The following is a 24,514-nucleotide window of genomic DNA, read 5'->3' as shown; positions in this document are numbered from 1 at the left end:
GGTCACACGAGCCCCAGCTCGGTCAGGGTCGACTCGACCCGAGCGTCCTGCTCCTGCAGGAACGTCTCGAACGCGTCTCCGGTCTCGAACGCGTCGGTCCATCCGTTGGTCACGAGTGCTTCCTTCCATGCGTCCGTCCCGTGGAGCGTGGTGAGGGCCTCGATCATCTCGGCGCGCACCTCGTCCGACAGGCCGGGAGGCGCGAGAATGCCGCGCCAGTTGGTGAATTCGAGATCGATGCCCGCCTCGCGCAGCGTCGGCGCGTCGACACCGGGCACCCGCTCGGAGCCGGACACGGCGAGCACGCGGACCTGGCCGGACTCGATCTGGTCGACGTACTCGCCCAGGCCGGAGGTACCGGCGGCGATCTTGTTGCCCAGCAACGCCGTCAGCAGATCGCCGCCACCGTCGTAGGAGATGTAGTTGACGGTCGTGGGATCGATTCCCACCGTCTGCGCGACCTCCATGGGGAAGAGGTGATCGGGCCCGCCGGGCGACGAACCGCCGCCGACGGTGATCGATCCGGGATTCGCGGTCCACGCGGCGACCAGATCGCCGACGGTGCGGAACGGCGAGTCGGCCGGCACGAGGATGCCTTCCTGCTCCTCGATCATCTTCGCCAGCGGTGTCGCATCGGACACGCGGGCCGCGGACCCGTTGGTGTAGACGGCGCCCACGACACCGAGGCCCATCATCATCATGAGGTCCTCGTTGCCGGCCTCGTTCATCAGGCGCGCCATGGCGACGGTGCCGCCGGCACCGATGACGTTGAACACCTCGACGCGGCCGGTGATGTCCTCGTCCTCCATGATCTTCACCGCGGTGCGCGCGGTCAGGTCGTACCCGCCGCCGGGGCTGTTGGGCACCATCATGCGCAGACGGTGCAGCCCCTCTCCCTCGTCGCCGCGGGTCACCCCGCACGACGCCACCAGGAGCAGCAGCGCCAGGGCGGCGATCAGCCTTCTCGGCATCGATCCTCGATTCGTCTCGTTACTGCATGTCAGACTGTGATCGAGAGCAATCATGAGATGCCGCGTGACACAGGTCACGCATTCGGTAGCAACGAAAGTAGTGTTCTTTGTGGTCGCCATCCCGCAGCGTCGTCCGGCATCGGGTCCGACGACGCCGCACCCTCGCCGGCCAGGTGCTGGTCCTGCAGTTGGCCGTCGTCGCGGTCGTGCTCGGCGCCGTCGCCGCCGTGTCGGTGCATCAGTCCACGCGGGAGTTCCGCGACCTCCGAGGCGGCCGGATGCTGTCCGTGGCCGAATCCCTCGCCTCGACACCGATCGTTCGCGAGCAGCTCGACGCCCCCCTGGTTGAGCAGGTCCTGGCACCCGACGTCGACCGCGCCGCCTCACTGTCGGGGGCGACGATCGCCGAGATCGTCGCCCCCGACGGCCGGGTCCTCGCCTCCACCGACCCGACGCGCGTGCGGGGCCGGGCCGATCTCGGTGACAGCGACGCGGTGCGCGGGCGCGGGTGGTACGGCGACGTCACCGTCGACGGCCGACGGTCGATCGCCGGCCACGTCCCGGTTCTCGACACCGACGGGCGCGTCCTCGCCGTGGTCACGGTGTCCGAGAACTACCCGTCGACGTGGATGTTGTTGTCCGGCTCGGGCGCTCGACTCCTGATCTACCTCGGCATCGGGGCCGGACTCGGTGCCGTCGGCTCCGTCCTGCTCTCCCGGCGCGTCCGCCGCCACACCCTGGGCCTCGAGACGGCCGAGATCGCGACCCTGGCCGATCACCGAGAAGCGTTGCTGCACAGCATCCGCGAAGGGGTGATCGCCGTCGACACCGACGGTCGGATCACCATGATCAACGACAGCGCCGTGGCCCTGCTCGGCGTCGAGCCGGGTGTCGTCGGCCGCCCGGTGGACGAGGTCGGCATCGACCCCGGCCTCACGGAGGTGCTGCTGGCGCAGGGCGAGGTCGAGGACCTCGTGATCACCACGGCCACCCGCGTTCTCGCGGTGAACCGCCGCAGCGCGACCATGCGGGGCGACGCCGCGTCGGGGTCCGAGCGACGCGGCCGGAGCATCGGTACGGTCACCACCATGCGCGACAGCACCGAGCTCGCGTCGATGCAGAGCCAGCTGACGTCCCACAAATCGGTCACCGACACCCTGCGGGCCCAGACCCACGAGTTCGCCAATCAACTGCACACCATCTCCGGACTGGCCCAGCTCGGCAGCTACGACGAGGTGACGGCGCTGGTGGGCACGCTCACCCGCCGCCGCGCCGAGATCAGCGAGTCCATCACCGCGCACGTCCACGACCCGGCCGTGGCCGCCCTGCTGATCGCCAAGACGTCGCTGGCGGCCGAGGTCGGGGTGCGACTCGATCTCGATCCCGCGTCGCATCTGCGCGCGTTGGATCCCACCCTGTCCACGGACGTCATCACCGTCGTCGGGAACCTGGTCGACAACGCGCTGGACGTCTCCCGCGACTCCGGCGCGGAGCGCATCGTGGTGCGGCTGCAGGACGAGCCCGACCTGCTGGTGGAGGTCACCGACTCCGGACCCGGTGTGCCGGAGGACATGCGAGACGTGGTGTTCTCGCGGGGAGTGACGTCCAAGCCGGATACTCCCGGTGGACGGGGCATCGGACTCGCCCTGGTCCGACTGGTCAGCGTGCAACACGGCGGCACCGCCGTCGTCGACGACTCCGACGCCGGTGGCGCGCGCTTCCGCGTCCGTATCCCGCTCGGCTGATCCCCCTTCTTCGAGCAGAGAGGACCCACCGTGCCGACCGTTCTCGTGGTCGACGACGACTTCATGGTCGCCGACATCCATCGTCGATTCGTCGACCACACCGACGGATTCACCGCCGTCGGAGTCGCCCACACCGCCGCGGCGGCGCTCACCGCCGTGGCGGAACTGGGTCCGGACCTCATCCTGCTCGACGTCCATCTGCCCGACACGTCCGGTCTCGACGTCCTCCGGCGTCTGCGGGCCGAGAAGAACCCGGTGGGCGTCATCATGATCACGGCCGCCCGCGAACTCGACACGGTGGCCGACGCTCTGAGCGGCGGGGCGGCGGACTACCTCATCAAGCCGTTCGAGTACCCCCAGCTCCGCGACAAGTTGGAGTCCTTCCGGGCGCGCACCGAGGCCCTGGAATCCGGTGCGGCGGACCAGGACCTGGTCGATTCGCTCTTCGGCGGCAGTTCGGCGGCCGACGCTCGCCCGGAGGCGCGACCGCTTCCACTACCGAAGGGGCTGTCGGCGGAGACGGGGCGGTTGGTGCTGGACGCCGTCGCCACCGGGGCGGAACTGTCGGCCTCCGAATGCGCCGAGGCCGTGGGTATCTCACGGGTCAGCGCGCGGCGGTACCTCGAGCACTATCTGGCCACCGGCGCCGTCTCGGTGCGCCTGCAGTACGGCCGGGCGGGGCGGCCCGAGCGCCGCTATCGCTCGGGCCGATAGCAATCGAGACAGCTATCGCTCCGGCCGATAGCAATCGAGACAGCTATCGCTCCGGCCGATAGCAATCGAGACAGCTATCGCTCCGGCCGGTGACACGCCCGCCACCGGCGATCACCACACGCGACCGCGGAGGACCACCACGTCCGGCGCCGACAGGACCTCGGGACCGAGCCGCGGATCCTCGGTGTGGAACACGAGATCCGCGGGCGCGCCGTGGTCGATGCCGGCGTGACCCAGCCACCGCCGCGCAGCCCAGCTCGCGGCGCCGAGCGCCTCCGTCGGCGTCATCCCGACCCCGACGAGCGCGGCCACCTCGTCCGCCACCCGACCGTGTTCGATGCCGCCCCCCGCGTCGGTTCCGGCGTAGATCGGCACGCCCGCGTCGTGCGCGCGTCCCACGGTGTCGGCCACCCGGGCGTGCAGGTCCCGCATGTGCTTCGCGTAGACCGGGTACTTGCCCGCACTGTCGGCGATGGACGGGAACGTCTCGATGTTGATCAATGTGGGCACCAGTGCCGTGCCGTGCTCGACCATCATCTCGACGGTGTCGTCGGTCAGCCCGGTGCCGTGCTCGATGCAGTCGATTCCCGCGGCGATCAATCCCGGCAGGGCGTCCTCGCCGAAGACGTGCGCGGTCACGCGCGCGCCCTCGCGGTGTGCCGCGTCGATCGCGTCACGCAGGACGTCGTCACTCCACAAGGGGGCGAGATCCCCGACCCCGCGGTCGATCCAGTCGCCCACGAGCTTGACCCACCCGTCCCCGAACCGCGCCTGCTGCGCCACCGCCTCCGGCAACTGCGACTCGTCCTCGAGATCGACGGGAAGACCGGGGATGTAGCGCTTCGGCCTCGCGATGTGCCGACCGGCCCGGATGATCCGCGGCAGGTCGTCGTGATCGTCGAGTGCGCGGGTGTCCACGGGCGACCCGGCGTCACGCAGGAGCAGCGCACCCACCTCGCGCTCGCGGGTGGCCTGCGCGATCGTGCCCGCCTCGTCCTCGTGTCCGCCGCCGTACCGGATGCCGACGTGGCAGTGCGCGTCGACCAGTCCGGGCAGGATCCATCCACCGTCGGCGATCGTGACGGCACCGGGAACCGGATCCAGAGAGATCAGTCCGTCCCGCACCCACACGTCCACCGGGTCGGTCGATTCGCCGTCCCCGCCCAGCAGGACGCCGCGCAGGTGGAGGTTCGGACCGATCCGCACGCGCCGTCTACTTCTTCGGCAGCTTCAGCTGGGAGAGATCGAAACCTTCGAGCCCCGGCGGCAACTGGTCGAGCCCCTTGGGCATCGAGGACAGGTCGGGCATCCCGGCGGGCAGGCCACCGGGGAACCCACCCCGCACCTTCGGCGGCGTGGGCCCGCGACCACCCTTCTTGCCCTTCTTCCCCTTCTTGGACCGCTGGACCTGCTTGCGCGCCCCCGGCATGCCCATGCGGCCCGCCATCGACGCCATCATCTTGCGGGCCTCGAAGAAACGATCGACCAGCTGATTGACGTCGGACACCTTGACGCCGGAACCGTTCGCGATGCGCAGACGTCGAGACGCGTTGATGATCTTGGGATCCGCGCGCTCGGCCGGGGTCATGCCGCGAATGATGGCCTGAACACGGTCGAGTTGCTTGTCGTCGACGGACGCCAGTGCGTCCTTCATCTGGCCCGCGCCGGGGAGCATGCCGAGCAGGTTGCCGATCGGGCCCATCTTGCGGATCGCCATCATCTGCTCGAGGAAGTCCTCGAGGGTCAGTTGACCCGAACCGATCTTCGCCGCGGTGTCCTCGGCCTGCTTCGCGTCGAAGACCGTCTCGGCCTGCTCGATGAGACTGAGGAGGTCGCCCATCCCGAGGATGCGACTGGCCATTCGGTCCGGATGGAAGACGTCGAAGTCCTCGAGCTTCTCGCCGGTGGAGGCGAACATGATCGGTCGGCCCGTGACCTCGCGGACGGACAGGGCCGCGCCGCCGCGGGCGTCGCCGTCGAGCTTGGTCAGCACGACACCGGTGAACCCGACTCCGTCCTGGAACGCCTCGGCGGTGCTGACGGCGTCCTGACCGATCATCGCGTCGAGGACGAACAGCACCTCGTCCGGCGCGGTCGCGTCGCGGATGCCCGCGGCCTGGCCCATCAGTTCCGCATCGATGCCCAGGCGGCCCGCGGTGTCGATGATGACGACGTCGTGCTGCTTGGCGCGGGCCTCGGCGACACCGGCGCGGGCGACCTCCACCGGGTCGGCCGCGGACACGCCGAGCGCGTTCTCACCGCCGCCGATCGAGGTGCCCGGATGCGGAGCGAACACCGCCGCACCGGCCCGCTCTCCGACGATCTGCAGCTGCGAGACCGCCCCGGGGCGCTGGAGGTCGCACGCCACGAGCAGCGGGGTGTGGTTCTGCGTCTTCAACCACCGCGCGAGCTTGCCCGCCAGGGTGGTCTTACCGGAACCCTGCAGGCCGGCCAGCATGATCACCGTCGGCGGGTTCTTCGCGAACGTCAGTCGCCGGGTCTCGCCGCCCAGAATGCCGACCAGCTCGTCGTTGACGATCTTGACCACCTGCTGGGCAGGGTTGAGCGCGGCGGAGACCTCCGCACCCTTCGCACGCTCCTTGATCCGGGCGATGAACGCGCGGACCACGGGCAGGGCGACGTCGGCGTCGAGCAGCGCCAACCGGATCTCACGGCACACCGCGTCGATGTCGGACGCCGACAGCCGACCCTTGCCTCGCAGATCCTTGAGGCTCCCGGTCAATCTGTCGGACAGTGATTCGAACACCGATGACGCTCCTGAATTTCCGCGGACGACGTGCTCACCCAGCCTAACGGTCGCAGCCGACGACCGTGGCGACCAGGTGCTAGGGCCGCTCGTCGTCCTCGGCGGGCGGAGCGGGGGCGGGAACCACCGCGAGCAGGCTGCGTTCGATCTCGCCGCGCAGAACCGAGGTGGGCTCGCCTCCCCCGGACAGATCGATCCCGAAGGCGTCGATCACCGACGTGCCTCGCGTGGCCACCTTGGCCCACAGGACGTCCGTGCCGTGCGTCTCGAACACCGCGGCCAATCGGCACAGCAGGCCGGGACGGTCCTCCGCGCGGACCTCGACCACCGCCTGCGCGGGGTCCTCCCCGTCGAACCACAGGATGCGCGGCGGCGCCTGGGCGTGCAGGGGAAGACCCCCGACCGCGCGCATGGAGTCCGCCGGGTCGGGCAGCAACCCCGGTGTCGACGCCGATCGAGCCTCCGCCTCCTTGGCCTCGAGACGCTCGAGCAGGGGCAGGTCGCCGTCGAGCGAGCGGATCAACTCCTGACGGAGCAGCCCCGGTTCCGGCGGGCCACCGAAGGCCGGGCTGACGACGAATCGGTTCACCGCATGACCCCGCGCGCTCGTCACCGAGGCGGACAGCACCCGCAGCGACGCCAGCGCGAGCACCCCGGCCGCGTTGGACAGCAGTCCGCGACGGTCCGGCGCCACGACCGTCACGTCGAACGTGTGCGGCGCGTCGGTCGGCGTCAGATCGACCACGACGCCCTCGTCGGCGCGTGCCAGCAACGCCGGGTCCACCGGATCGGGCTCGGGCAGGGTCTCCCCCGCCACGACCAGTCGGCATCGGTGCACGAGATCCCCGATGAGCGACGCCTTCCACTCGCCCCAGACGCCGGGACCGGTCGCGATCGAGTCGGCTTCGGCGAGGGCGTGGAGCAACTCCAGCAACCGGGCATCGCCGCCGAGGGTGTCGACGACGCGTTCCACGGTGGCGGGATCGTCCAGGTCGCGCCGCGTCGCGGTGTCCGGCAGCAACAGATGATGACGCACCATCGCCACCACGACCGCGAGGTCCGACGGCCACAGTCCGAGACGCCGACCGATCTGCGCGGCGATGTCCGCCCCCACCACGCTGTGGTCGCCGCCGCGGCCCTTGCCGATGTCGTGCAGCAATGCCCCGAGCACCAGCAGATCCGGCCGTGCGACCCGGGTGGTCAGACCCGAGGCGACAGCGGCGGTCTCCACCAGATGCCGATCGACGGTCCAGGTGTGCACGGCGTCGCGGGGCGGAAGATCGCGCACCGCACCCCATTCCGGCATCAGGCGGCCCCACAGTCCGGTGCGGTCGAGGGCCTCGATCACCGCGACGGCGCGACGACCGGACCCGAGGACGACCAGCAGATCGTCCAGCGCTTCTTTCGGCCACGGTTCCCGGAGTTCCGGTGCGCTGTCGGAGAGTCGGCGCAGGGTCGAGGCGGACATCGGCAGTCCCGTCACCGCGGCCGCCGCTGCGACCCGCATGATCAGACCCGGGTCCTTGGTCGGCCGGGCGTCGCGGGCGAGGACCACCTCTCCGGCATGTTCCACGACACCCTCGTCGAGCGGTCGCCGCACCGGCACCAGGCGCAGTCGCGAGAGTCCCCGGCGCGGAAGCGCATTGGCCGCCGTCCGCAGACCCACGTCGACGGAGTAGCCGATGGTGCGCGCCGAATCGGTGAGCACCCGGGCCAGATCGAAGCGATCACCGAGCCGCAGGGCGGCCGCGATCTCGTCGGCGTCCTGGGCGCGCAGATGATCGCGGCCCCGCCCGGCGACCCGGTGGAGTTCGGTGCGCACGTCGAGAATCCGCCGATGTGCTTCCTGCACACCGCCACTCGGAGAGTCGGGACCCAGTCCGGGCATCGCGTCGGTCACCTGGGCGAGCGAGAGGGCGTCGAGCAGTTGGACATCGCGCAGGCCACCGCGACCGCTCTTGAGGTCGGGCTCGGCGCGATGGGCGATGTCGCCGCTGCGGTTCCACCGGGCGCGGGTCGCCTCCGACAGCTCGGGGAACCGGTCACGTATTCCGCTGCGCCACTGGCGAACGATGCCCGAGACGACGGCGGCGCTGAGTTCCTTGTCGCCGACGATGTGTCGCGCGTCCAGCAGACCGAGCGCCGCGGTGAGATCGGACGCCGCCACGTCCAGCGCCTGACCGGTGGTCCGCACACTGTGGTCGAGCCCGATGTGGGCGTCCCACAGGGGATACCAGAGCTTGTCCGCGACGTCCGAAACCAGGGCCGGTTCCATGTCGTCGTGCAGGAGCACCAGGTCGAGGTCGGAGAACGGCAACATCTCCCGCCGGGCGAGTCCCCCCACCGCGAGCACCGCGAACCCGCTGTCCGGGGTGATGCCCACCTCCGAAGCGGTGGTGGTGAGCCACAATTCGAAGAGGTCCGTCAACGCCTCGCGCAGCGCCGGGGCGGCCAGTCGGGCGCGCCCGCGGCCCTCCAGGAGCTTGGCCCGCGCCCGCACCAGATCGGTCGCACCGGCGGTCGTGCCGCTTGCTCGTTCCGTAGCCATCTCGTGTCCTCTCGGGTCCGGCGGATATCGCTGACGCTCCGACGGGACCGGCCGTGACCCCACCACGTTTCTCGGGTGGAATCACGGCCGGTCCCAGCGGGATACGGGGTCAGAGCGCGTCGGTGCCGCGCTCCCCCGTCCGTACCCGGACCACGGCCTCGACCGGCGAGACCCAGACCTTGCCGTCACCGATCTTGCCGGTGCGTGCCGCCTCGACGATCACCTCGACCACCTTGTCCACGGCCGCGTCGTCGACGACGACCTCCACGCGCACCTTCGGCACGAAGTCCACCGAGTACTCCGCACCGCGGTAGACCTCGGTGTGGCCCTTCTGCCGGCCGTACCCCTGGACCTCGCTGACGGTCATGCCGAGGATCCCGGCCTGCTCGAGACCCGTCTTGACGTCCTCGAGGGTGAACGGCTTGACGATTGCGGTGATCAACTTCATCTCACGCCTCCTTGGCGGGCACGCGGCCCATGGAAGATCCGCCGAGGGCTGCGAAGTCGTAGCCCGTCTCGGCGTGTTCGGATTCATCGGCGCCGAGGGACTCGCCCTCGTCGTCGATGCGCAGGCCCACGGTGTACTTGACGATGAGCGCCACGATGGCTGTTCCCACCAGAGAGTAGAGCAGGACCGCGCCCGCACCGATGAGCTGAGCCCACAGCTGCGACGCGCCGCCGCCGTAGAACAGTCCGGTGACACCGGCCGGGGCCTCCTCGGTGGCGACGAAGCCGACCAGGATGGTGCCGACCAGACCACCGACCAGGTGGACGCCCACGACGTCGAGCGAGTCGTCGTAGCCGAAGCGGAACTTCAGGCCGACCGCGAGGGCGCAGAGCACACCGGAGACCACGCCGATGACCAGCGCGCCGAGGATGTTGACCGAGCTGCAGGCGGGGGTGATGGCCACCAGGCCGGCGACGATGCCCGACGCGCCGCCGAGGGAGGTGGCGTGACCGTCGCGGATGCGCTCGGTGAGCAGCCAGGCGAGCATCGCGGCCGCGGTGGCGGCGATGGTGGTGACGAACGTGGCACCCGCGATGCCGTTGGAGCCGACGGCGGAGCCGGCGTTGAAGCCGAACCAGCCGAACCACAGCAGGCCCGCGCCGAGCATGACGAAGGGGAGGTTGTGCGGGCGGAACGGCGTCTTCGGCCATCCCTTGCGCTTGCCGAGGATCAGAGCGAGCACCAGACCGGCCGCACCGGCGTTGATGTGGACCGCGGTGCCACCGGCGAAGTCGATGGCCTCGACCTTGTTGGCGATCCAGCCGCCCGTCTGCGTGGTGACCTCGTCGAAGGAGAACACCCAGTGCGCCACGGGGAAGTAGACCAGGGTCGCCCAGAGTGCGGCGAAGAGCATCCACGGTCCGAAGCGCAGACGGTCGGCGACCGCACCGGAGATCAGGGCCACCGTGAGGATGGCGAACATGGCCTGGAAGGAGACGAACACCGTGGCGGGGATGGTGCCCACCAGCGGGATCGCCGCGTCCACCAGGGCGCCGGCCTCGTCCTCGCCGGCCAGGTAGGTGCCGCCGATCAGGCCCTTCAGGCCGAAGAACTGCAGGGGATCACCGACGATGCCGGCCTTGTCCTCGCCGAAGACCATCGAATAGCCGTACAGCACCCACAGCACGCCCACGACACCCATCGCGGACACGCTCATCATGATCATGTTCAGGACGCTCTTCGCGCGGACCATGCCGCCGTAGAAGAACGCCAGTCCCGGGACCATGAGCAACACGAATGCTGCGCTGGTCAGCATCCATGCTGTGTCACCGGTGTCGGGTGCACCGATTACGGGGAAATCCACCTCGAGCCTCCTCCTTGTACCTCGGCCCAGCCGACGGTGGCTGAATACCTGGAGAGAAGAGTGCTCAGTGGCTGTTTCCGCGGCGACACCACGGGGTTTCGGCCGTGTGAACGCCGCGACCGATCATGTTGCGAACGTGTTGCGCGACGGCGTCCCGGGCCGGACCCCGGGCCGAACGCACGCCGATCAGCCCAGCAGAGCGTCCACGAACGCGGCCGGATCGAAGGGTGCGAGGTCGTCCGCGCCCTCCCCCAGCCCGACCAGTTTCACCGGTACGCCGAGCTCGCGCTGCACCTGGAAGACGATGCCGCCCTTGGCGGTTCCGTCGAGCTTCGTCAGGACCACACCGGTGATGTCGACCACCTGCGCGAACACCCGGGCCTGCGCCAGACCGTTCTGACCGATCGTGGCGTCGAGCACCAGCAGCACGTCGTCCACCGGTGCCTTCTTCTCGATGACCCGCTTGACCTTGCCGAGTTCGTCCATCAGGCCGGTCTTGGTGTGCAGGCGACCCGCCGTGTCGACCAGCACGCAGTCGACTCCGTCGGCGATGCCGCGACTGACAGCATCGAACGCCACCGCAGCGGGATCCGCCCCCTCATTGCCCCGGACCACGTCGGCGCCGACGCGCTCCGCCCACGTCTGCAACTGGTCGGCGGCCGCGGCGCGAAAGGTGTCGGCCGCGCCCAGGATCACGCGTCGGCCGTCGGCGACCAGGACGCGGGCGAGCTTGCCCGTCGTGGTGGTCTTTCCCGTTCCGTTGACACCGACGACCAGGAGCACCGACGGGCGATCACCGTGCGGGAGCGCGCGGATCGAGCGATCGAACGACGGCGTGAGCTGACCGATCAACACCTCGCGCAGCAGGGCGCGGGCCTCGCTCTCGGTCCGGACGTTGCGCACGGCCATCTGCTCGCGCAGGGTGGCGACGATCTCGCCGGTCGCCGCGCTGCCGAGGTCCGCCACCAGGAGCGTGTCCTCGACTTCCTCCCAGGAATCCTCGTCGAGGTCGCCGCCGCCGAGCAGACCCAGCAACGAGCGCCCGACGGCGTTCTGCGAGCGCGAGAGTCGGCCGCGCAGCCGGTGCAACCGTCCCTCGGTGGGATCGATGTCGTCGAGCACCGGTGCGGCCTCGGGCGCGGGCGCCGGTGCGGCGGGGGCCTCGGGCGCAGCGGGCGTCTCGGGAGCGGCCGGAACTCCGGGTGCAGCGGGTTCGGTGGGCGCGGCCGGAGCCTCCGGCGCCGCCGACGCCTCGGGCGCCGCGGCGGGTTCGGGCAACGTGACGTCGGTGATCCCGCGCTTCGGCGCGTCGCGCGGCACGCTGGCGTCGTCGCCCACCCGCGGCTGGTCGTCGGTGTCGGTGCGCTCCCCCGGAAGGTCCGGCCGAGCGGGTTCCCGACGCACCGGCTCGGGAGGAGCCGCCGTGCCGCGGGAGAAGTCGAAGCCCGTACTCGCCTTGTACCCGCCGGAACGGTCGACCTCCCGCGGCTTCTCCTCGGTGTCACCGCGGAGCGAGATCCGTCGACGGCGCGCCAACACCGACCCGACGACGAGCACGACGACGAGAAGTGCCAGGACAGCGGCTACGACGATCCAGAGTTCGGTGGTCACGTCCACCAGTGTCTCAGGACGGCCGCGCCCCGAGGTGTCTCAGGGTGTCAGCCGGCGGCGCGGGGCAGACGTTGCGAGATGACCGTGGTGATGCCGTCGCCGCGCATGCTCACCCCGTACAGCGCGTCCGCGACCTCCATGGTCGGCTTCTGGTGCGTGATGACGATCAGCTGCGATTTCTCCCGCAACTGCTCGAAGAGGGAGATCAGGCGTCGGAGGTTGGTGTCGTCGAGCGCCGCCTCCACCTCGTCCATGACGTAGAACGGGGACGGACGGGCCCGGAAGATCGCGACGAGCATCGCCACCGCCGTCAGCGACTTCTCCCCGCCGGAGAGCAGCGAGAGCCGCTTGACCTTCTTGCCCGGCGGCCGGGCCTCGACCTCGATGCCGGTGGTGAGCATGTCCGACGGGTCGGTCAGCACCAACCGTCCCTCGCCGCCGGGGAACAGCGTGGCGAACACTCCGACGAACTCCCGCTCGACGTCGGCGTAGGCGTCGGTGAACACCTGCAGGATCCGTGCGTCCACGTCCGCGACGACCCCCAGGAGGTCCTTCCGCGCACTCTTGACGTCCTCGAGCTGGGTGGAGAGGAAGTTGTAGCGCTCCTCGAGCGCGGCGAACTCCTCGAGCGCCAACGGGTTCACCTTGCCCAGGGTCGCCAGATCCCGCTCGGCCCGTTTGACGCGGCGTTCCTGCTCGGCGCGATCGAACGGCAGGGGCGCCGGACGGGTCACCTGCTCTCCCCGTTCCTTCGCCTGCTCGTACTCGGCGAGTTCGAGGTCGGTGGGCGGCAGGGTGACATCGGGCCCGTATTCGGCGATCAGGTCGTCGGGAGCGATGGCGAACTGCTCGACGACGCCCTGTTCGAGCTGCTCGATCCGCAGCACGGCCTGCGCCTTGGCCACCTCGTCCCGATGCGCCGCGTCGGTCAGTTGCGCGACCCGGGCCGCCAGGGCGCGGACCTGCTCGCGGGTGCGCTCGACCTCGGCCGCGCGGTCGGTGCGGCGACGCGTCAGCTCGTCGCGGGTGGCGGCAGCATCGGCGACGACGAGTTCGAGCCGCTCCGTGAGGGCGGCACCGGACTCCGCCACCGCGGCGGCGACGGCGGCCGAGCGGGCCCGCCGCGCCCGGGCGACCTCGGCGCGGGCGCGGGCCTCGCGCTCGATCCGCGCCTGACGACGCAGGCCCTCCGCCCGGCCCCGCACGGACGCGGCGCGTTCCTCCGCCGTCCGCAGGGCCAGTCGTGCCTCGACCTCCACCGCGCGCACCTCGGTGACGGCGGCGGCTGCCTCCTCGCGGGCGAGGGCCCACTCCTCCCCGGCGTCCCCGTCGTCCCCGTCACCGGCGGCGTCGTCCTCGGCGAGCCGCACCCGTTCCTCGTGCTCGGCGAGCGCGGCCGCGGCCTCGTCGCGCTGCTCCTCCACCCGCCGACGCTGCTCACGGAGGCGATCGGCGTCCTGCTGCGCCACCCGAGCGACCTGACCGAGCCGGCCGAGCTGCTCGTAGACAGCGGACATGGCCGCGTCGGACTCGGTGAGGGCGGCGAGTGCCTGCTCGGCGACCTCCCGGCGGTCCGCCTGTTCGGCGAGCGCGCCGGACAGCGCCGCCAGCGCCTCCCCGACCCGTCGCTCGTACTCGGCCAGCTCGGCCGTGGACTCGTCGATGGTGGCCTGGACCTCGAGGGAACTCGGACGGCGATCCGAGCCACCGGTGATCCACCCGTGGCCGAGCAGGTCGCCCCGCCGGGTGACGGCGCGGGCGCGGGGATCGGTGTCGACGACGGCGGCCGCCTCGGCTGCCGTCTCGACGATGCGGACGTCCGCGAGCAGCGACGCGACGGCACCGCGGACCGCGTCGCCGGCGGTCACGACGGACAGCGCCGACACGCCCGGCGAGGTCCCGTCGTCCCGCCCGTCGCGTCCCGCCCCGGAACCGTCGGTCCGCGACGCGGTGCGGTGGACGATGGCCGCGCGACCCCCGTCGTCGTCGCGCAGGACCCGTAGCGCCTCGTGTGCGCGGTCGCCGGACGAGACCACGACGGCGTCCGCACCGGCACCGAGGGCCGCGGCCACCGCCACCTCGTACCCGGCCGCGACGGTGAGATGGTCGCCGAGCCGGCCACCGTCCGCCAGGCCTCGGTCGGCCAGCCACGCGCCCCCGTCGCCGCGGTCGAGCGTGGTCTCGAGGGCCTCGATGCGGGCCCGCAGCGAGGCGACCCGGTGCGCCGCCTCCCGCTCCTGCGCCTGCAGTTCGGCCACGCGCGCGTCGGCACGCGCCGCCGCGTCGACGGCGCGCTCGTGCTGCAGATCCAGCCCGGCCTCGCCGGCATCGAGCTCACCGACGCGGTCCTGCACGGTCTCGAATTCCGTGCGTGCCTCGTCCCCGCGCGACGTCGCCTCCTCGATGGCGGCCGCGAGTCGGGTCAGCTCGGCGTCGTGGGACTCGACCCGCGCCCGCAGACCGTCGAGGCGGCCGGCCAAGCGCGCCAACCCTTCGCGGCGGTCGGCGACGGCCCGCACCGCGGCGGCGTGCGCACGGTCGGCGTCGGCGGCGGCGGCCTCACGCTCGGACAACGCGTCCCGGGCGGCGTCGAGCGCCTCGCGCGCGATCTCGACGGCCTCCGCGAGCCGCTCCTCTTCCTCCGCCATCTCCTCGGCGCGCTCGTCGAGTTCGTCGGGATCGGGCCCGCCGCGATCGTCCGCCGCGCCGTCGAGATGGCGCGCCCGTTCGGTGGCGATGCGCACCGTGGCGCTCACCCGTTCCGCCAGCGCGGAGAGCTCGAACCACCCGGCCGCGGCCGCCTCGGCACTGGGGGTGAGCTGGGCCAGCTCCGCCTCCGCTCGCGCGAGGACCGCCTCGCCCTCGGCGAGCGCATCGGCGACGGCGGCCTGCTCGGTGCGAATTCGGTCCTCGTCGCGGGTCTGTTCCGCCAGTTCCCGACGCCGGGTCACCAGATCGTCCGCCGCGAGACGGAGGCGGGCGTCGCGCAGATCGGCCTGCACGGTCTGCGCCCGGCGCGCGACCTCGGCCTGCCGACCGAGCGGCTTGAGCTGGCGACGCAGTTCGGTGGTGAGGTCGGTCAGCCGAGCGAGGTTGGCCTGCATCGCATCCAGCTTGCGAAGCGCCTTCTCCTTGCGCTTGCGGTGTTTCAGGACACCGGCGGCCTCCTCGATGAAGGCACGGCGGTCCTCCGGCCGCGACTCGAGAATGGCGGCGAGACGGCCCTGGCCGACGATGACGTGCATCTCACGGCCGATGCCGGAGTCGCTGAGCAGCTCCTGGACGTCCATCAAGCGGCAGGACGATCCGTTGATCTCGTACTCCCCGGCCCCGTCGCGGAACATCCGCCGCGTGATGGAGACCTCGGAGTAGTCGATCGGCAACGCACCGTCGGCGTTGTCGATGGTCAGCGTCACCTCGGCACGCCCCAAGGCCGCCCGGCCGGACGTGCCGGCGAAGATGACGTCCTCCATCTTCCCGCCGCGCAGGGCCTTGGCGCCCTGCTCACCCATCACCCAGGTGAGGGCGTCGACCACGTTGGACTTGCCGGAACCGTTGGGCCCGACGACGCAGGTGATGCCCGGCTCGAAGCGCAGGGTGGTCGCGGACGCGAAGGACTTGAAGCCCTTGAGCGTGAGACTCTTCAGGTGCACGGCTGCCTCGGCCCCGTGTCCCGTACGGCAGCGCGCACGCGCGTCGGGTACGCGGATTCGGTCGGAGGCACGGCTGAGCAGCCTACCGCTCGACGAAGCCCGACAGGCCGCCCCGCGCGGGACCGCGGCTGTCCACCACGGTGGTCACCGAACCGGGCGTCGCGTCGGACCGCAGCGCGGCGAGCAGCGCGTCGAGTCGGTCGCTCGGCCCCTCCGCGACCACGTGCACCCGGCCGTCGGCGGTGTTGGTGGCCGAGCCGACCAGGCCGAGTTCGAGCGCCCGGGAGCGGGTCCACCACCGGAAGCCGACGCCCTGGACGGTGCCGTGCACCCAGGCGTCGAGTCGCTGGTCCTCCGCCGACGGGCTGCTCATCCGTCGACCGCCACCGTGAGGTCGATCTCGGTGCCGGCCTTCAGGGTGCGTCCGACGGTGCAGACCTTGTCGACGGCCTTGGTGACCACGGTGAGCAACCGCTCCTGCGCCTCGGCGTCCAACTCGCTGAGATCGACCTCGAGGATCTCCTCGAGCCGCGGGTAGACCTCGTTCTCCCGGTCCGCGGTACCCGAGACACGCACGGTCGCGTCGTAGTTCTCGCCGAGTCGACGCGCGAGGGGTCGGTCCGAACTCATCCCGGTGCACGCGGCGAGCGCGATCTTGAGCAGCTCGCCGGGGGTGAACACGCCGGGGACGTCCTCGGACCCGATCAGCACCTCCGCCCCGCGGTCGCTCTTGCCCGTGTAGCGGCGGGTGCCGGTGCGCTCGACCCAGAGTTCAGCCATGGCCCGATCGTAGGGGGTGATCAGATCAGCTCGCGTCGGGTCATCCACCGCATGATCGGCCAGCCGAGGAATACCGGGATCCAGCACGTGAGCACCCGGTAGAGCAGAACCGACGGCACGGCCACCGCCGCGGGGAGTCCGAAGGCGGCGAGGCCGCCGATCAGCGCCGCCTCCACCGCACCGACGCCGCCCGGCGTGGGTGCGGCCGAGGCCAGGGTTCCGCCGATCATCGTGACCACCGTGACGGTGACGAAGGTGGTGCCGCCGCCGAAGGCCTGCACACTCACCCAGAGCGCCGCGGCGGCACCGAGCGTCGTGGCCGCGCAGCCGGCGACGATGAGGGCGAATCGGCCGGGGCTGCGCGCCAGCTCCCGCAGATCCGCCCACACCTCGGCCAGTTGCGGCCGTACCGCCGTCCGGAGGAATCGCCGGAGCGTGGGGACGAACAGGAAGGCGCCGAGCGCGCCGAACGCGACGCCGGCCACGAGATAGAGGATGGTCGCGCCGGGAACGAAGCGCGTGATGTCGGCCGTCTGGCCCGCCGCCACGGAGAACGCGACGAGCAGCGTGACGTGGGCGATGACCTGCACCAGCTGCTGCAGCGCGACCGCCGCGGTGGACCGCGCCACCGACACGCCGCCCTTCTGCAGGAACCGCACCGAGAGGGCGAGCCCGCCGACGCCCGCCGGGGTCGTGGTCGCGGCGAACGTGTTGGCCACCTGCATGACCGTCGTGTGCCAGTAGCTCACGAGCCCGCTCGCACACGCCCACAGAGCGGCCGCGGCTCCGAAGTACGTCGCGCCGGAGATCACGAGTCCCAGTGCGGCCCAACCCCAGTCGATCGACCGCAGTTCCGTCGCGAAGGTCGGCAACTGCCCGACGAACGGATACGCCACGTAGACGAGCGCGATGAGCAGGACCAGCTGGATGATCTGGTTACGGGAGAACCGGGTGACCTGCTCGGCAGTGATGGTGCCGATGCCGGTCCGCGCGGCCACCGTGTCGCGGGTGGCGGTCATGAGGGCCTTGGCGTCCGGGACCTCGTCTCGGACGAGGCGGGGTATCGCCGACGGCGTCAGTCGGCGGGACGCCCCCACCACGTCCGTCGGGCCCAGCCGGTCCAGGGCGGTGTCGACGGCGGCGTCCGGGCCGACCAGGGCCGCCGAGGTCAGGAGCAACTGCGCGGCATCGGAGCGCAGTCGCGCCGGGGACGCGCCCAGCTCCGCGGTCCCGAATCCGTCCAGCAGCGCGGTGCCGTCGACGTCGATCCGGACGTCGGACGCGCGCAGCGAGCCGTGGGCGATCTGCCGGGCACGGAGGACGCCGAGGGTCCGCCACAACGCGACGACGTCTCGGTCGCGTCCCGGTTCGAGTGGACGACCGCGGGCCACGCTGTGGGCGTAGAGGACCCACCCGCGGCCCAGGTCCGCCACCGCGGTGGGAGTGACCGCCGAGACGCCGAGCGCGTCGACGGCGATGCCCATGAGCGCACGGTGTTCCACCGCGCGGCGCTGCGAGGCGTGCAGCGGAGCGTTCTCGCTGGGCCGGAGGGTCACGATGCGTCGGGCGTACCGGAGCGCGCCCCGGCTGCGCTGGTTGGGGCCGAAGAGTTCGACCACGGCGCCCGGGCCGGCGGCGCCCGTGTCCGCGGACAGCAGCAGCGGACCCAGGCCGGCGGGGCGCAGGACGGTCAGCGCGGAGACCGACACGCCGCGGCGTTCCAGTTCGCGGACCGCACGGTCGAGCGGCACCTCGAGGGCCGGGGTCCCCACCACCCACACCACCAGTGACCCGGCGAGCCAACCGACCGAGAGGCCGATCAGCGACCGGGCGGGAACCACGGTGCTGACCACGAGGTGGATGGGGACGAACGCGAGGAGCAGGAACCACCAGGCCCGACGCCACCGAGCCGGCAGGCCGGGCCCCGACACGGTGAGCACGGCGGCCACGATGGCGATCCATCGCGGGTCGTCGAGAACCTGGGAGGCGAGGGTGTCCAGCCGGGTGGATTCGTCGATGTGCCAGCCGGGTGCGGAGATGCCACTGGGGCTGATGGAGAGCGAGAGCGCCGCGATCGCCGCCGCGGCGAGGTACCCGCCGAGCAGACGCCATCGCCGCGCCGCGACGAGGCCGGCGAGCACTGTGAACGGCAACGCGAGAATGGCGATGCTGTAGACCAGGTAGACGGCGTTGGACTGGCTCGGGGTGAGGACGCCGACGATGTCGGAGATGGACCGCTCGAGGGCCATCCACTGGCTGCGCGTGATCACCGACCCCACGATCACGAGGCCGAGGAAGACGGCGGACGCGACGACCCGCAGGATGTCGCTCGTGCGACGGGTCAACGGTTGCAACACGTTCCCGTGCACCGAGATCTGGCGTCCGTCGACCAACACGCTGGTCAACCTAACCCGGGCGAGCGACTCGAAGCCGCAGGCAGGCAGGTCAGACCTGGAACCGGTAGCCCATCCCGGCCTCGGTGAGCAGGTGCCGGGGATGCGAGGGATCCGCTTCGAGCTTGCGGCGGAGTTGGCCGAGATAGACACGCAGATAGTGCGTTTCCGATTCGTACGCCGGCCCCCACACCTGCCGGAGCACCTCCTTCTGACTCACGAGGCGCCCGCGGTGCCGCACGAGCATCTCGAGCATCCCCCACTCCGTCGGCGTGAGGTGCACTGCCGCGCCGCCTCGCGTGACCGTCTTCGCCGTGAGGTCGACGGTGAACGAGTCGGTCTCGACAACCGGCTCCGCATCGCCCGACGCGGCGACCGCCCCGCGACGGACCGCCGCCCGCAGGCGAGCGAGGAATTCGTCCATGCCGAACGGCTTGGTCACGTAGTCGTCCGCGCCGGCGTCGAGGGCGTCGACCTTGTCCGCCGAATCGGTCCGCGCCGAAAGCACCACGACCGGCACCGTCGTCCACCCCCGGAGTCCGGCGAGCACCTCGAGCCCGTCCAGGTCCGGCAGGCCGAGATCGAGCACCACCACGTCCGGCTTGGTGTCCGCCGCCGCACGCAACGCTCCGGCGCCCGTGGTCGCCGTCGTGACGTCGTAGCCGCGGACACCGAGGTTGATGCGCAGCGCCCGCACCAGCCCCGGCTCGTCGTCGACCACGAGCACGCGCGTACGCGGCGGCGCGTCGCCGGCCGCGGAAGGTTGTCCCGAGGTCACGGGTCCATCATGGCCGAACCGGAGACGGGAACCCGGCTCGTTTGCGCGTTCCTTACGCGCGCCGCACCCGCGGACGGGGCTGACACCGGGGGCAGCTGAAGGACGAGCGGTTCATGAACTTCTCCCGCCGGATGGGGGCGCCGCAACGCGGGCACGGCAGGCCCTCCTGCCCGTAGGCGGCGAGGGACCGATCGAAGTACCCGGACTGGCCGTTGACGTTGACGTAGAGCGCATCGAACGACGTGCCGCCCTGGGCCAGGGCCTCCCCCATCACGGCGTGGGCGTGGTGCAGCACCCGCCGCAGGGCCGGCCGGGTGAGGGAATCGGTCAGGCGGGCACCGTGAATCTTGCTGCGCCACAACGACTCGTCGGCGTAGATGTTGCCGACGCCCGAGACGACGGTCTGGTCGAGCAGGGCACGTTTGATCTCGGTGTGCTTGCCGCGCATCGTCGCCACCACCTGCTCGACGTCGAACAGCGGATCCAGCGGATCGCGCGCGATGTGCGCGACCGGCACGGGCACCAGGCTGCCCCCGGAATCGACCAGATCCGCCACGGCCCACCCACCGAAGGTGCGTTGATCGACGAAGCGCAGTTCGCGGTCGTCACCGAGGTCGACGCGGATGCGCAGGTGCTTCTCGGCGGGCGCGGTGGTGGGCTGCACGAGCATCTGTCCGCTCATACCGAGGTGGACCACGATGGCTTCGGCGCGCGCGAGGTCGCCGCCGGGGGGCGCGACCACCAGCCAGAGATACTTGCCGCGCCGATCGACCGCGCGCACCTCGGTTCCGGCGAGCCGGGCCTCGAGGTCCAGGCTGCCGAGCTCGTGCCGCCGCGCCGCGCGCGGATGAAGCACCTCGACGCGGTGCAACACGGAACCGACGACGTGATCGTCCAGACCACGCCGTACGACCTCGACCTCGGGCAGCTCGGGCACCGGCGGGTCAGACCCCGGGGGCGGTCGGCGCGGTACCGACGCCGCCCGCGGGCACCGCCGCGGCCCCGTCGGACAGGTCGTTCCACGCGGTGCCGGCAGCGCGTTGCTCGGCTTCCTTCTTGGTCCGGCCGACACCGGCACCGAAGGGGGTGCCGCCGACGAGAACCGTGGCGGTGAACTCCTTGTCGTGGTCCGGCCCGGTCGCGGAGATCTCGTAGACCGGCACACCCAGACCCTTCACCGCGGTGAGTTCCTGCAGGCTGGTCTTCCAGTCGAGTCCGGCACCCAGACGTGGACCACGCTCGAGCAGGTCCTCGAACAGGCGCAGGACCACCTCGCGTGCCGTGTCGATGCCGTGCTGGACGTGGATCGCACCGAGCAGGGATTCCATCCCGTCGGCCAGAATGGACGGCTTGTCCCGTCCGCCCGTCATCTCCTCGCCCTTGCCCAAGCGCAGGTGCGCACCGAGGCCGCCGTCGCCGAGACCGCGGGCGACCTCGGCGAGGGCGTGCATGTTGACCACGCTGGCGCGGATCTTGGCCAGCTCGCCCTCGGACTTGTCCGGGTGCGTGGTGTAGAGCTTCTCGGTGATCGACAGCCCCAGCACCGAGTCACCGAGGAATTCGAGGCGCTCGTTGGTGGGCAGACCCCCGTGCTCGTACGCGTACGAACGGTGGGTCAGCGCCAGTTCGAGAAGTTCGGGGTGCACCGAAACGCCGAGAGCGGCGAGAAGCGATGCGTGCTCGCTCTCACCGCTCTCGGGCGACGGCGTCGTGATCTGGTCGGTCACGATCGATGCTCGATCAGACAGCCGCGGAGACCTGGCGACCCTTGTAGGTGCCGCAGTTCGGGCACACCGTGTGGGGCAGGGTCTTCTCGCCGCAGCCGCGGTTGGGGCACGAGATCAGCGTGGGTGCAGTGGTCTTCCACTGGCTGCGTCGCGAACGGGTGTTGGACCGCGACATCTTGCGCTTCGGGACAGCCACTTCTACTTCTCCTCGTACTCGGTCTTACTGCGTTGTCGGACGTGCTGCCCTGTCGGGAGCACTGCTTGTCGGTGCTGGTCGCACGGGCGCGCAAAACGCCTGCGGACCTAGGTATCGGAGCTCTGATCCTGCAGCTTGGCTGCCAGACCGGCCCAGCGAGGATCAATTGTCTCATGCGCATGCCCGGGTTCCGCAATCGACAGGCGGATGCCGCATTCCGGGCACAGCCCCTGGCAGTCCTCGCTGCACAGCGGCCGGAGCGGCAACGTGAGACCCGCCACGTCGACGATCAGCGGCTCGAGATCGACCGCGTCGTCCTCGACCCGGTAGACGTCGTCCGCGTCCGTCGTCTCGTCGGTCACGCTGTCGGGATACGCGAACAGCTCGGTCAGGTGGAGCTGGACGTGCGAGGTGAACGGCTCCAGGCAACGGGAGCACTCGCCCACGGTGTCGGCATCGACGGTGCCGCTGACCAACACACCCTCGGTGACGGACTCCAGCCGCAGATCGAGGTCGAGGTCCGCCCCCTCCGGCACCGCGATCAGGTCGAGCCCGATCCGCGACGGAGCGGGCACCGTACGTTGCACCGGCATCATCGATCCACCACGCCGTCCGAGACGACGGGTGTCCACCACCAGCTCCGAGACGGGGCCAGTGGAACGGGAACGAGCGGCGGAAGACAACGAACGACCTTTCGAGAACAGAAGTACAGGGGCCTGCCGCACGGGCGGTGCGGGCAACCACTCCACGGTACGGGAGCGAACCGCCCCGTTCAACTTCGGTCGCGTCGGAGAGGGCCTCGTCGACTCAGTAGCGGGAACGCGACTCGCCGCGCGGGGCGGAGAAGTCGGCGTCGTAGTTCGGCACGCCGGTTCCGGTCCGCAACTGCTGCCGTCCCCGTCCCACCGAACGGAGCGTGCCGGACAGCAATTCCTCGAACTCGGCGAGCTTGCTGTCGACGTAGAGGTCGCATTCGCTGCGCAGGCGGTCGGACTCGGCGTGCGCGGCGTCGATGACGCGAGCGGATTCGGCGTGGGCCGCCGTCACCACCTCGGTCTGCGACACCAGGCGTTCCTGTTCCGCAACACCGTCGGCGACGGACCGCTCGTACGCGGCGTTGCCACTGTCGGTGAGCCGCTGGGCCTCGGCCCGCGCGCGTTCGACCAGGTCCTCGTACTCCCGCTCGCCGTCGGCGACGGTCGCATCGGCTCGCGCGGTCGCGTCGGCGACGAGGGACTCGGCGTGCGCGGTGGCCTCGGCGACCATGCGATCGGCGTGCGCCTTGGCGTCGGCGAGCAGCCGATCGGCCTCCTCGCGCGCGTTCTCGACCGTCGACGTCGCCTCGGCGTTGGCCGACGAGATCGTCTTCTCCGCACCGGTCCGCGCGTCCGACACCAGCTTGTCGCGGTGGTCCAGCACGTCCTGCGCGTCGTCGAGCTCACCCGGGATCGCGTCCCGCACGTCGTCGAGCAGTTCGAGGACGTCGCCGCGCGGCACGACGCAGCCGGCGGTCATCGGAACGCCCCGCGCTTCCTCGACGATCGCCACGAGCTCGTCGAGCGCCTCGAATACCCGGTACACGGTTCCTGGACCTCACTTCGTCGTCGGTGGCCGGTCAGCGTCGCGGCGGTCCTCCACGGGACCACCATCGACCGGCCTGCTCACCCAGTGTGCGCGATGGTCGTCGGCGGACGCGCCATCTGCGGCGGTGTGTCGGGGGGTCAGGCCCGCTCGGCCAGGCGGGTGAGCAGCCGCTCGTGCACGACGGAGGGCACCATGGACGTGACGTCGCCGCCGAGTCGTGCAATTTCCTTGATGAGGGAGCTGGACAGGCAGCTGTGCACCGGGTCGGTGCCGAGGAAGACGGTGTCCACGCCGGTGAGGCGGCGGTTCATCTGCGCCATCTGCACCTCGTAGTCGAAGTCGGCCGCGTTGCGCAGGCCCTTGATCATCGCGGTGGCACCGTGTTGCGCCGCGTAGTCGACCAGCAGCCCCTCCCACACGTCCACGCGCACGCCGGCGAGGTGGGTGGTGCAGGCGTCGATCATCTCGACGCGCTCGTCGATCGTGAACAGTCCACTCTTGTTCGGGTTGACCACCACGGTCACCACGACCTCGTCGAATTGCGTTGCCGCGCGGGCAATCACGTCGAGATGACCGAGATGGACAGGATCGAACGAGCCGGGGCACACGACGCGGGTCACAGCGGCGAAGGTATCAGTCGGCGCTCTGCTCCACCTCGCGACGCTCCACCTCTCGACGCTCCACCTCTCGGCGCGCCAGGTCCACGCGTGCTTCACCGTAGGTCCAGGACTTCACCGCGGACAGCCCGCTCGGCCACGCGGTGTCCGGGGATCTGCTCGACCGCTCGACCACCACGAGGGCGTCGTCGGCGAGCCATCCGCCGTCGACCAGGCGCCGCAGAGCCGTGCCCACCTCCGCGTCGGAGACGGCGTAGGGCGGGTCCGCGAAGACCAGGTCGTACTCGCGATCGGGCGGCGCCGACACCGTCCCGGCCACCGTCGCCGTGCGGACGACGGCGCCCGGCAGCCCGACGGTGGTCACGTTGCGTGCGATCACCCGCGCCGCGCGGGCGTCGTTCTCCACCAGGAGCACGTGCGCGGCTCCGCGCGAGAGCGATTCGAGGCCCACCGCGCCCGACCCCGCGTAGAGGTCGAGCACGGCGGCGCCGTCGAGATCCATGCGCGCCTCGAGAGCGCTGAAGAGCGCCTCGCGCACCCGGTCCGCCGTGGGCCGAGTACCGCGCGGCGGCACCGCCAGCGTGCGCCCGCGGGCGCGGCCGGCGACGATGCGGGTCAC

General features: G+C 71.1%; 21 protein-coding genes. 2 read left to right on the top strand and 19 right to left on the bottom strand.

The features are described from left to right. Positions 1-2 precede the first annotated feature (2 nt). Positions 3-971 carry a Bug family tripartite tricarboxylate transporter substrate binding protein gene (locus A3Q40_RS06625; protein ID WP_068100628.1) on the bottom strand — a complete coding sequence of 323 codons (969 nt, stop codon included), beginning with the start codon at positions 969-971 and terminating at the stop codon, positions 3-5. A 107-nt stretch (positions 972-1,078) separates the two neighbouring features. On the opposite strand from A3Q40_RS06625, the gene A3Q40_RS06620 reads away from it, so the two are divergent. Next, the gene (locus A3Q40_RS06620; protein ID WP_068100626.1) at positions 1,079-2,716 is read left to right on the top strand and encodes a sensor histidine kinase; all 1,638 of its coding nucleotides are present in this window, start codon (positions 1,079-1,081) and stop codon (positions 2,714-2,716) included. A gap of 30 nt (positions 2,717-2,746) precedes the next feature. Continuing rightward, positions 2,747-3,430, top strand: a complete 684-nt coding sequence (locus A3Q40_RS06615) for a response regulator (RefSeq protein ID WP_157889523.1) — start codon at positions 2,747-2,749, stop codon at positions 3,428-3,430. Between the two features lie 111 nt (positions 3,431-3,541). Here the strand turns inward: A3Q40_RS06615 and A3Q40_RS06610 are convergent, their stop codons facing one another. The 18 genes from A3Q40_RS06610 to rsmD all read right to left on the bottom strand — a co-directional run bounded on the left by A3Q40_RS06610 (position 3,542) and on the right by rsmD (position 24,514). Continuing rightward, complete coding sequence (locus A3Q40_RS06610; protein WP_082834094.1) at positions 3,542-4,630, bottom strand: amidohydrolase family protein; 1,089 nt, start codon at positions 4,628-4,630, stop codon at positions 3,542-3,544. A 13-nt stretch (positions 4,631-4,643) separates the two neighbouring features. Further along, positions 4,644-6,197 carry a signal recognition particle protein gene (gene ffh, locus A3Q40_RS06605; protein ID WP_068100625.1) on the bottom strand — a complete coding sequence of 518 codons (1,554 nt, stop codon included), beginning with the start codon at positions 6,195-6,197 and terminating at the stop codon, positions 4,644-4,646. A 79-nt stretch (positions 6,198-6,276) separates the two neighbouring features. Further along, positions 6,277-8,745 carry a [protein-PII] uridylyltransferase gene (locus A3Q40_RS06600; protein WP_068100624.1) on the bottom strand — a complete coding sequence of 823 codons (2,469 nt, stop codon included), beginning with the start codon at positions 8,743-8,745 and terminating at the stop codon, positions 6,277-6,279. A gap of 109 nt (positions 8,746-8,854) precedes the next feature. Continuing rightward, positions 8,855-9,193 carry a P-II family nitrogen regulator gene (locus tag A3Q40_RS06595; RefSeq protein WP_068100623.1) on the bottom strand — a complete coding sequence of 113 codons (339 nt, stop codon included), beginning with the start codon at positions 9,191-9,193 and terminating at the stop codon, positions 8,855-8,857. 1 nt (position 9,194) lies between these two features. Continuing rightward, on the bottom strand, positions 9,195-10,556 hold the full coding sequence (locus A3Q40_RS06590; RefSeq protein ID WP_068100622.1) for an ammonium transporter: 1,362 nt from the start codon (positions 10,554-10,556) through the stop codon (positions 9,195-9,197). Between the two features lie 186 nt (positions 10,557-10,742). Continuing rightward, positions 10,743-12,176, bottom strand: coding sequence for a signal recognition particle-docking protein FtsY (gene ftsY / locus A3Q40_RS06585; RefSeq protein ID WP_157889705.1), 1,434 nt, complete (start codon positions 12,174-12,176; stop codon positions 10,743-10,745). 38 nt (positions 12,177-12,214) lie between these two features. Continuing rightward, on the bottom strand, positions 12,215-15,820 hold the full coding sequence (smc, locus tag A3Q40_RS06580) for a chromosome segregation protein SMC (protein ID WP_068100621.1): 3,606 nt from the start codon (positions 15,818-15,820) through the stop codon (positions 12,215-12,217). An 82-nt stretch (positions 15,821-15,902) separates the two neighbouring features. Further along, positions 15,903-16,193, bottom strand: a complete 291-nt coding sequence (locus A3Q40_RS06575; protein WP_068100620.1) for an acylphosphatase — start codon at positions 16,191-16,193, stop codon at positions 15,903-15,905. After that, positions 16,190-16,600: an OsmC family protein gene (locus A3Q40_RS06570; RefSeq protein ID WP_068105456.1), complete on the bottom strand. Its 411-nt coding sequence runs from the start codon at positions 16,598-16,600 to the stop codon at positions 16,190-16,192. Before A3Q40_RS06570 ends, A3Q40_RS06575 begins: the two co-directional genes overlap by 4 nt. 20 nt (positions 16,601-16,620) lie before the next feature. Continuing rightward, entirely contained in the window at positions 16,621-18,996 is a 2,376-nt protein-coding gene (locus A3Q40_RS06565) for a lysylphosphatidylglycerol synthase transmembrane domain-containing protein (protein WP_068100616.1), read from the bottom strand. 49 nt (positions 18,997-19,045) lie between these two features. Beyond that, on the bottom strand, positions 19,046-19,771 hold the full coding sequence (locus tag A3Q40_RS06560) for a response regulator (RefSeq protein WP_068100615.1): 726 nt from the start codon (positions 19,769-19,771) through the stop codon (positions 19,046-19,048). 52 nt (positions 19,772-19,823) lie between these two features. Then, positions 19,824-20,708 (bottom strand): bifunctional DNA-formamidopyrimidine glycosylase/DNA-(apurinic or apyrimidinic site) lyase, encoded by an 885-nt coding sequence (gene mutM, locus A3Q40_RS06555; RefSeq protein ID WP_068100613.1) that lies wholly within the window; start codon positions 20,706-20,708, stop codon positions 19,824-19,826. A gap of 7 nt (positions 20,709-20,715) precedes the next feature. Further along, positions 20,716-21,498 (bottom strand): ribonuclease III, encoded by a 783-nt coding sequence (gene rnc, locus A3Q40_RS06550; RefSeq protein WP_068100610.1) that lies wholly within the window; start codon positions 21,496-21,498, stop codon positions 20,716-20,718. Positions 21,499-21,511: 13 nt separating this feature from the next. Further along, positions 21,512-21,694 carry a 50S ribosomal protein L32 gene (gene rpmF / locus A3Q40_RS06545; RefSeq protein ID WP_068100609.1) on the bottom strand — a complete coding sequence of 61 codons (183 nt, stop codon included), beginning with the start codon at positions 21,692-21,694 and terminating at the stop codon, positions 21,512-21,514. A gap of 107 nt (positions 21,695-21,801) precedes the next feature. Then, the gene (locus A3Q40_RS06540) at positions 21,802-22,329 is read right to left on the bottom strand and encodes a YceD family protein (RefSeq protein ID WP_068100608.1); all 528 of its coding nucleotides are present in this window, start codon (positions 22,327-22,329) and stop codon (positions 21,802-21,804) included. Positions 22,330-22,501: 172 nt separating this feature from the next. Continuing rightward, positions 22,502-23,275, bottom strand: a complete 774-nt coding sequence (locus A3Q40_RS06535; RefSeq protein WP_068100606.1) for a DivIVA domain-containing protein — start codon at positions 23,273-23,275, stop codon at positions 22,502-22,504. 140 nt (positions 23,276-23,415) lie between these two features. Next, a complete protein-coding gene (gene coaD / locus A3Q40_RS06530) occupies positions 23,416-23,898 on the bottom strand; it encodes a pantetheine-phosphate adenylyltransferase (protein WP_068100603.1) in 483 nt (160 codons plus the stop codon). 13 nt (positions 23,899-23,911) lie between these two features. Next, positions 23,912-24,514 (bottom strand): 16S rRNA (guanine(966)-N(2))-methyltransferase RsmD, encoded by a 603-nt coding sequence (rsmD, locus tag A3Q40_RS06525; protein ID WP_068100601.1) that lies wholly within the window; start codon positions 24,512-24,514, stop codon positions 23,912-23,914.

Origin of the sequence: Rhodococcus sp. PBTS 1, from assembly GCF_001620025.1 — a bacterium.
GTDB classification, from domain to species: Bacteria; Actinomycetota; Actinomycetes; order Mycobacteriales; family Mycobacteriaceae; genus Rhodococcoides; species Rhodococcoides kroppenstedtii.
This window is presented reverse-complemented; position numbering and strand designations above follow the sequence as displayed.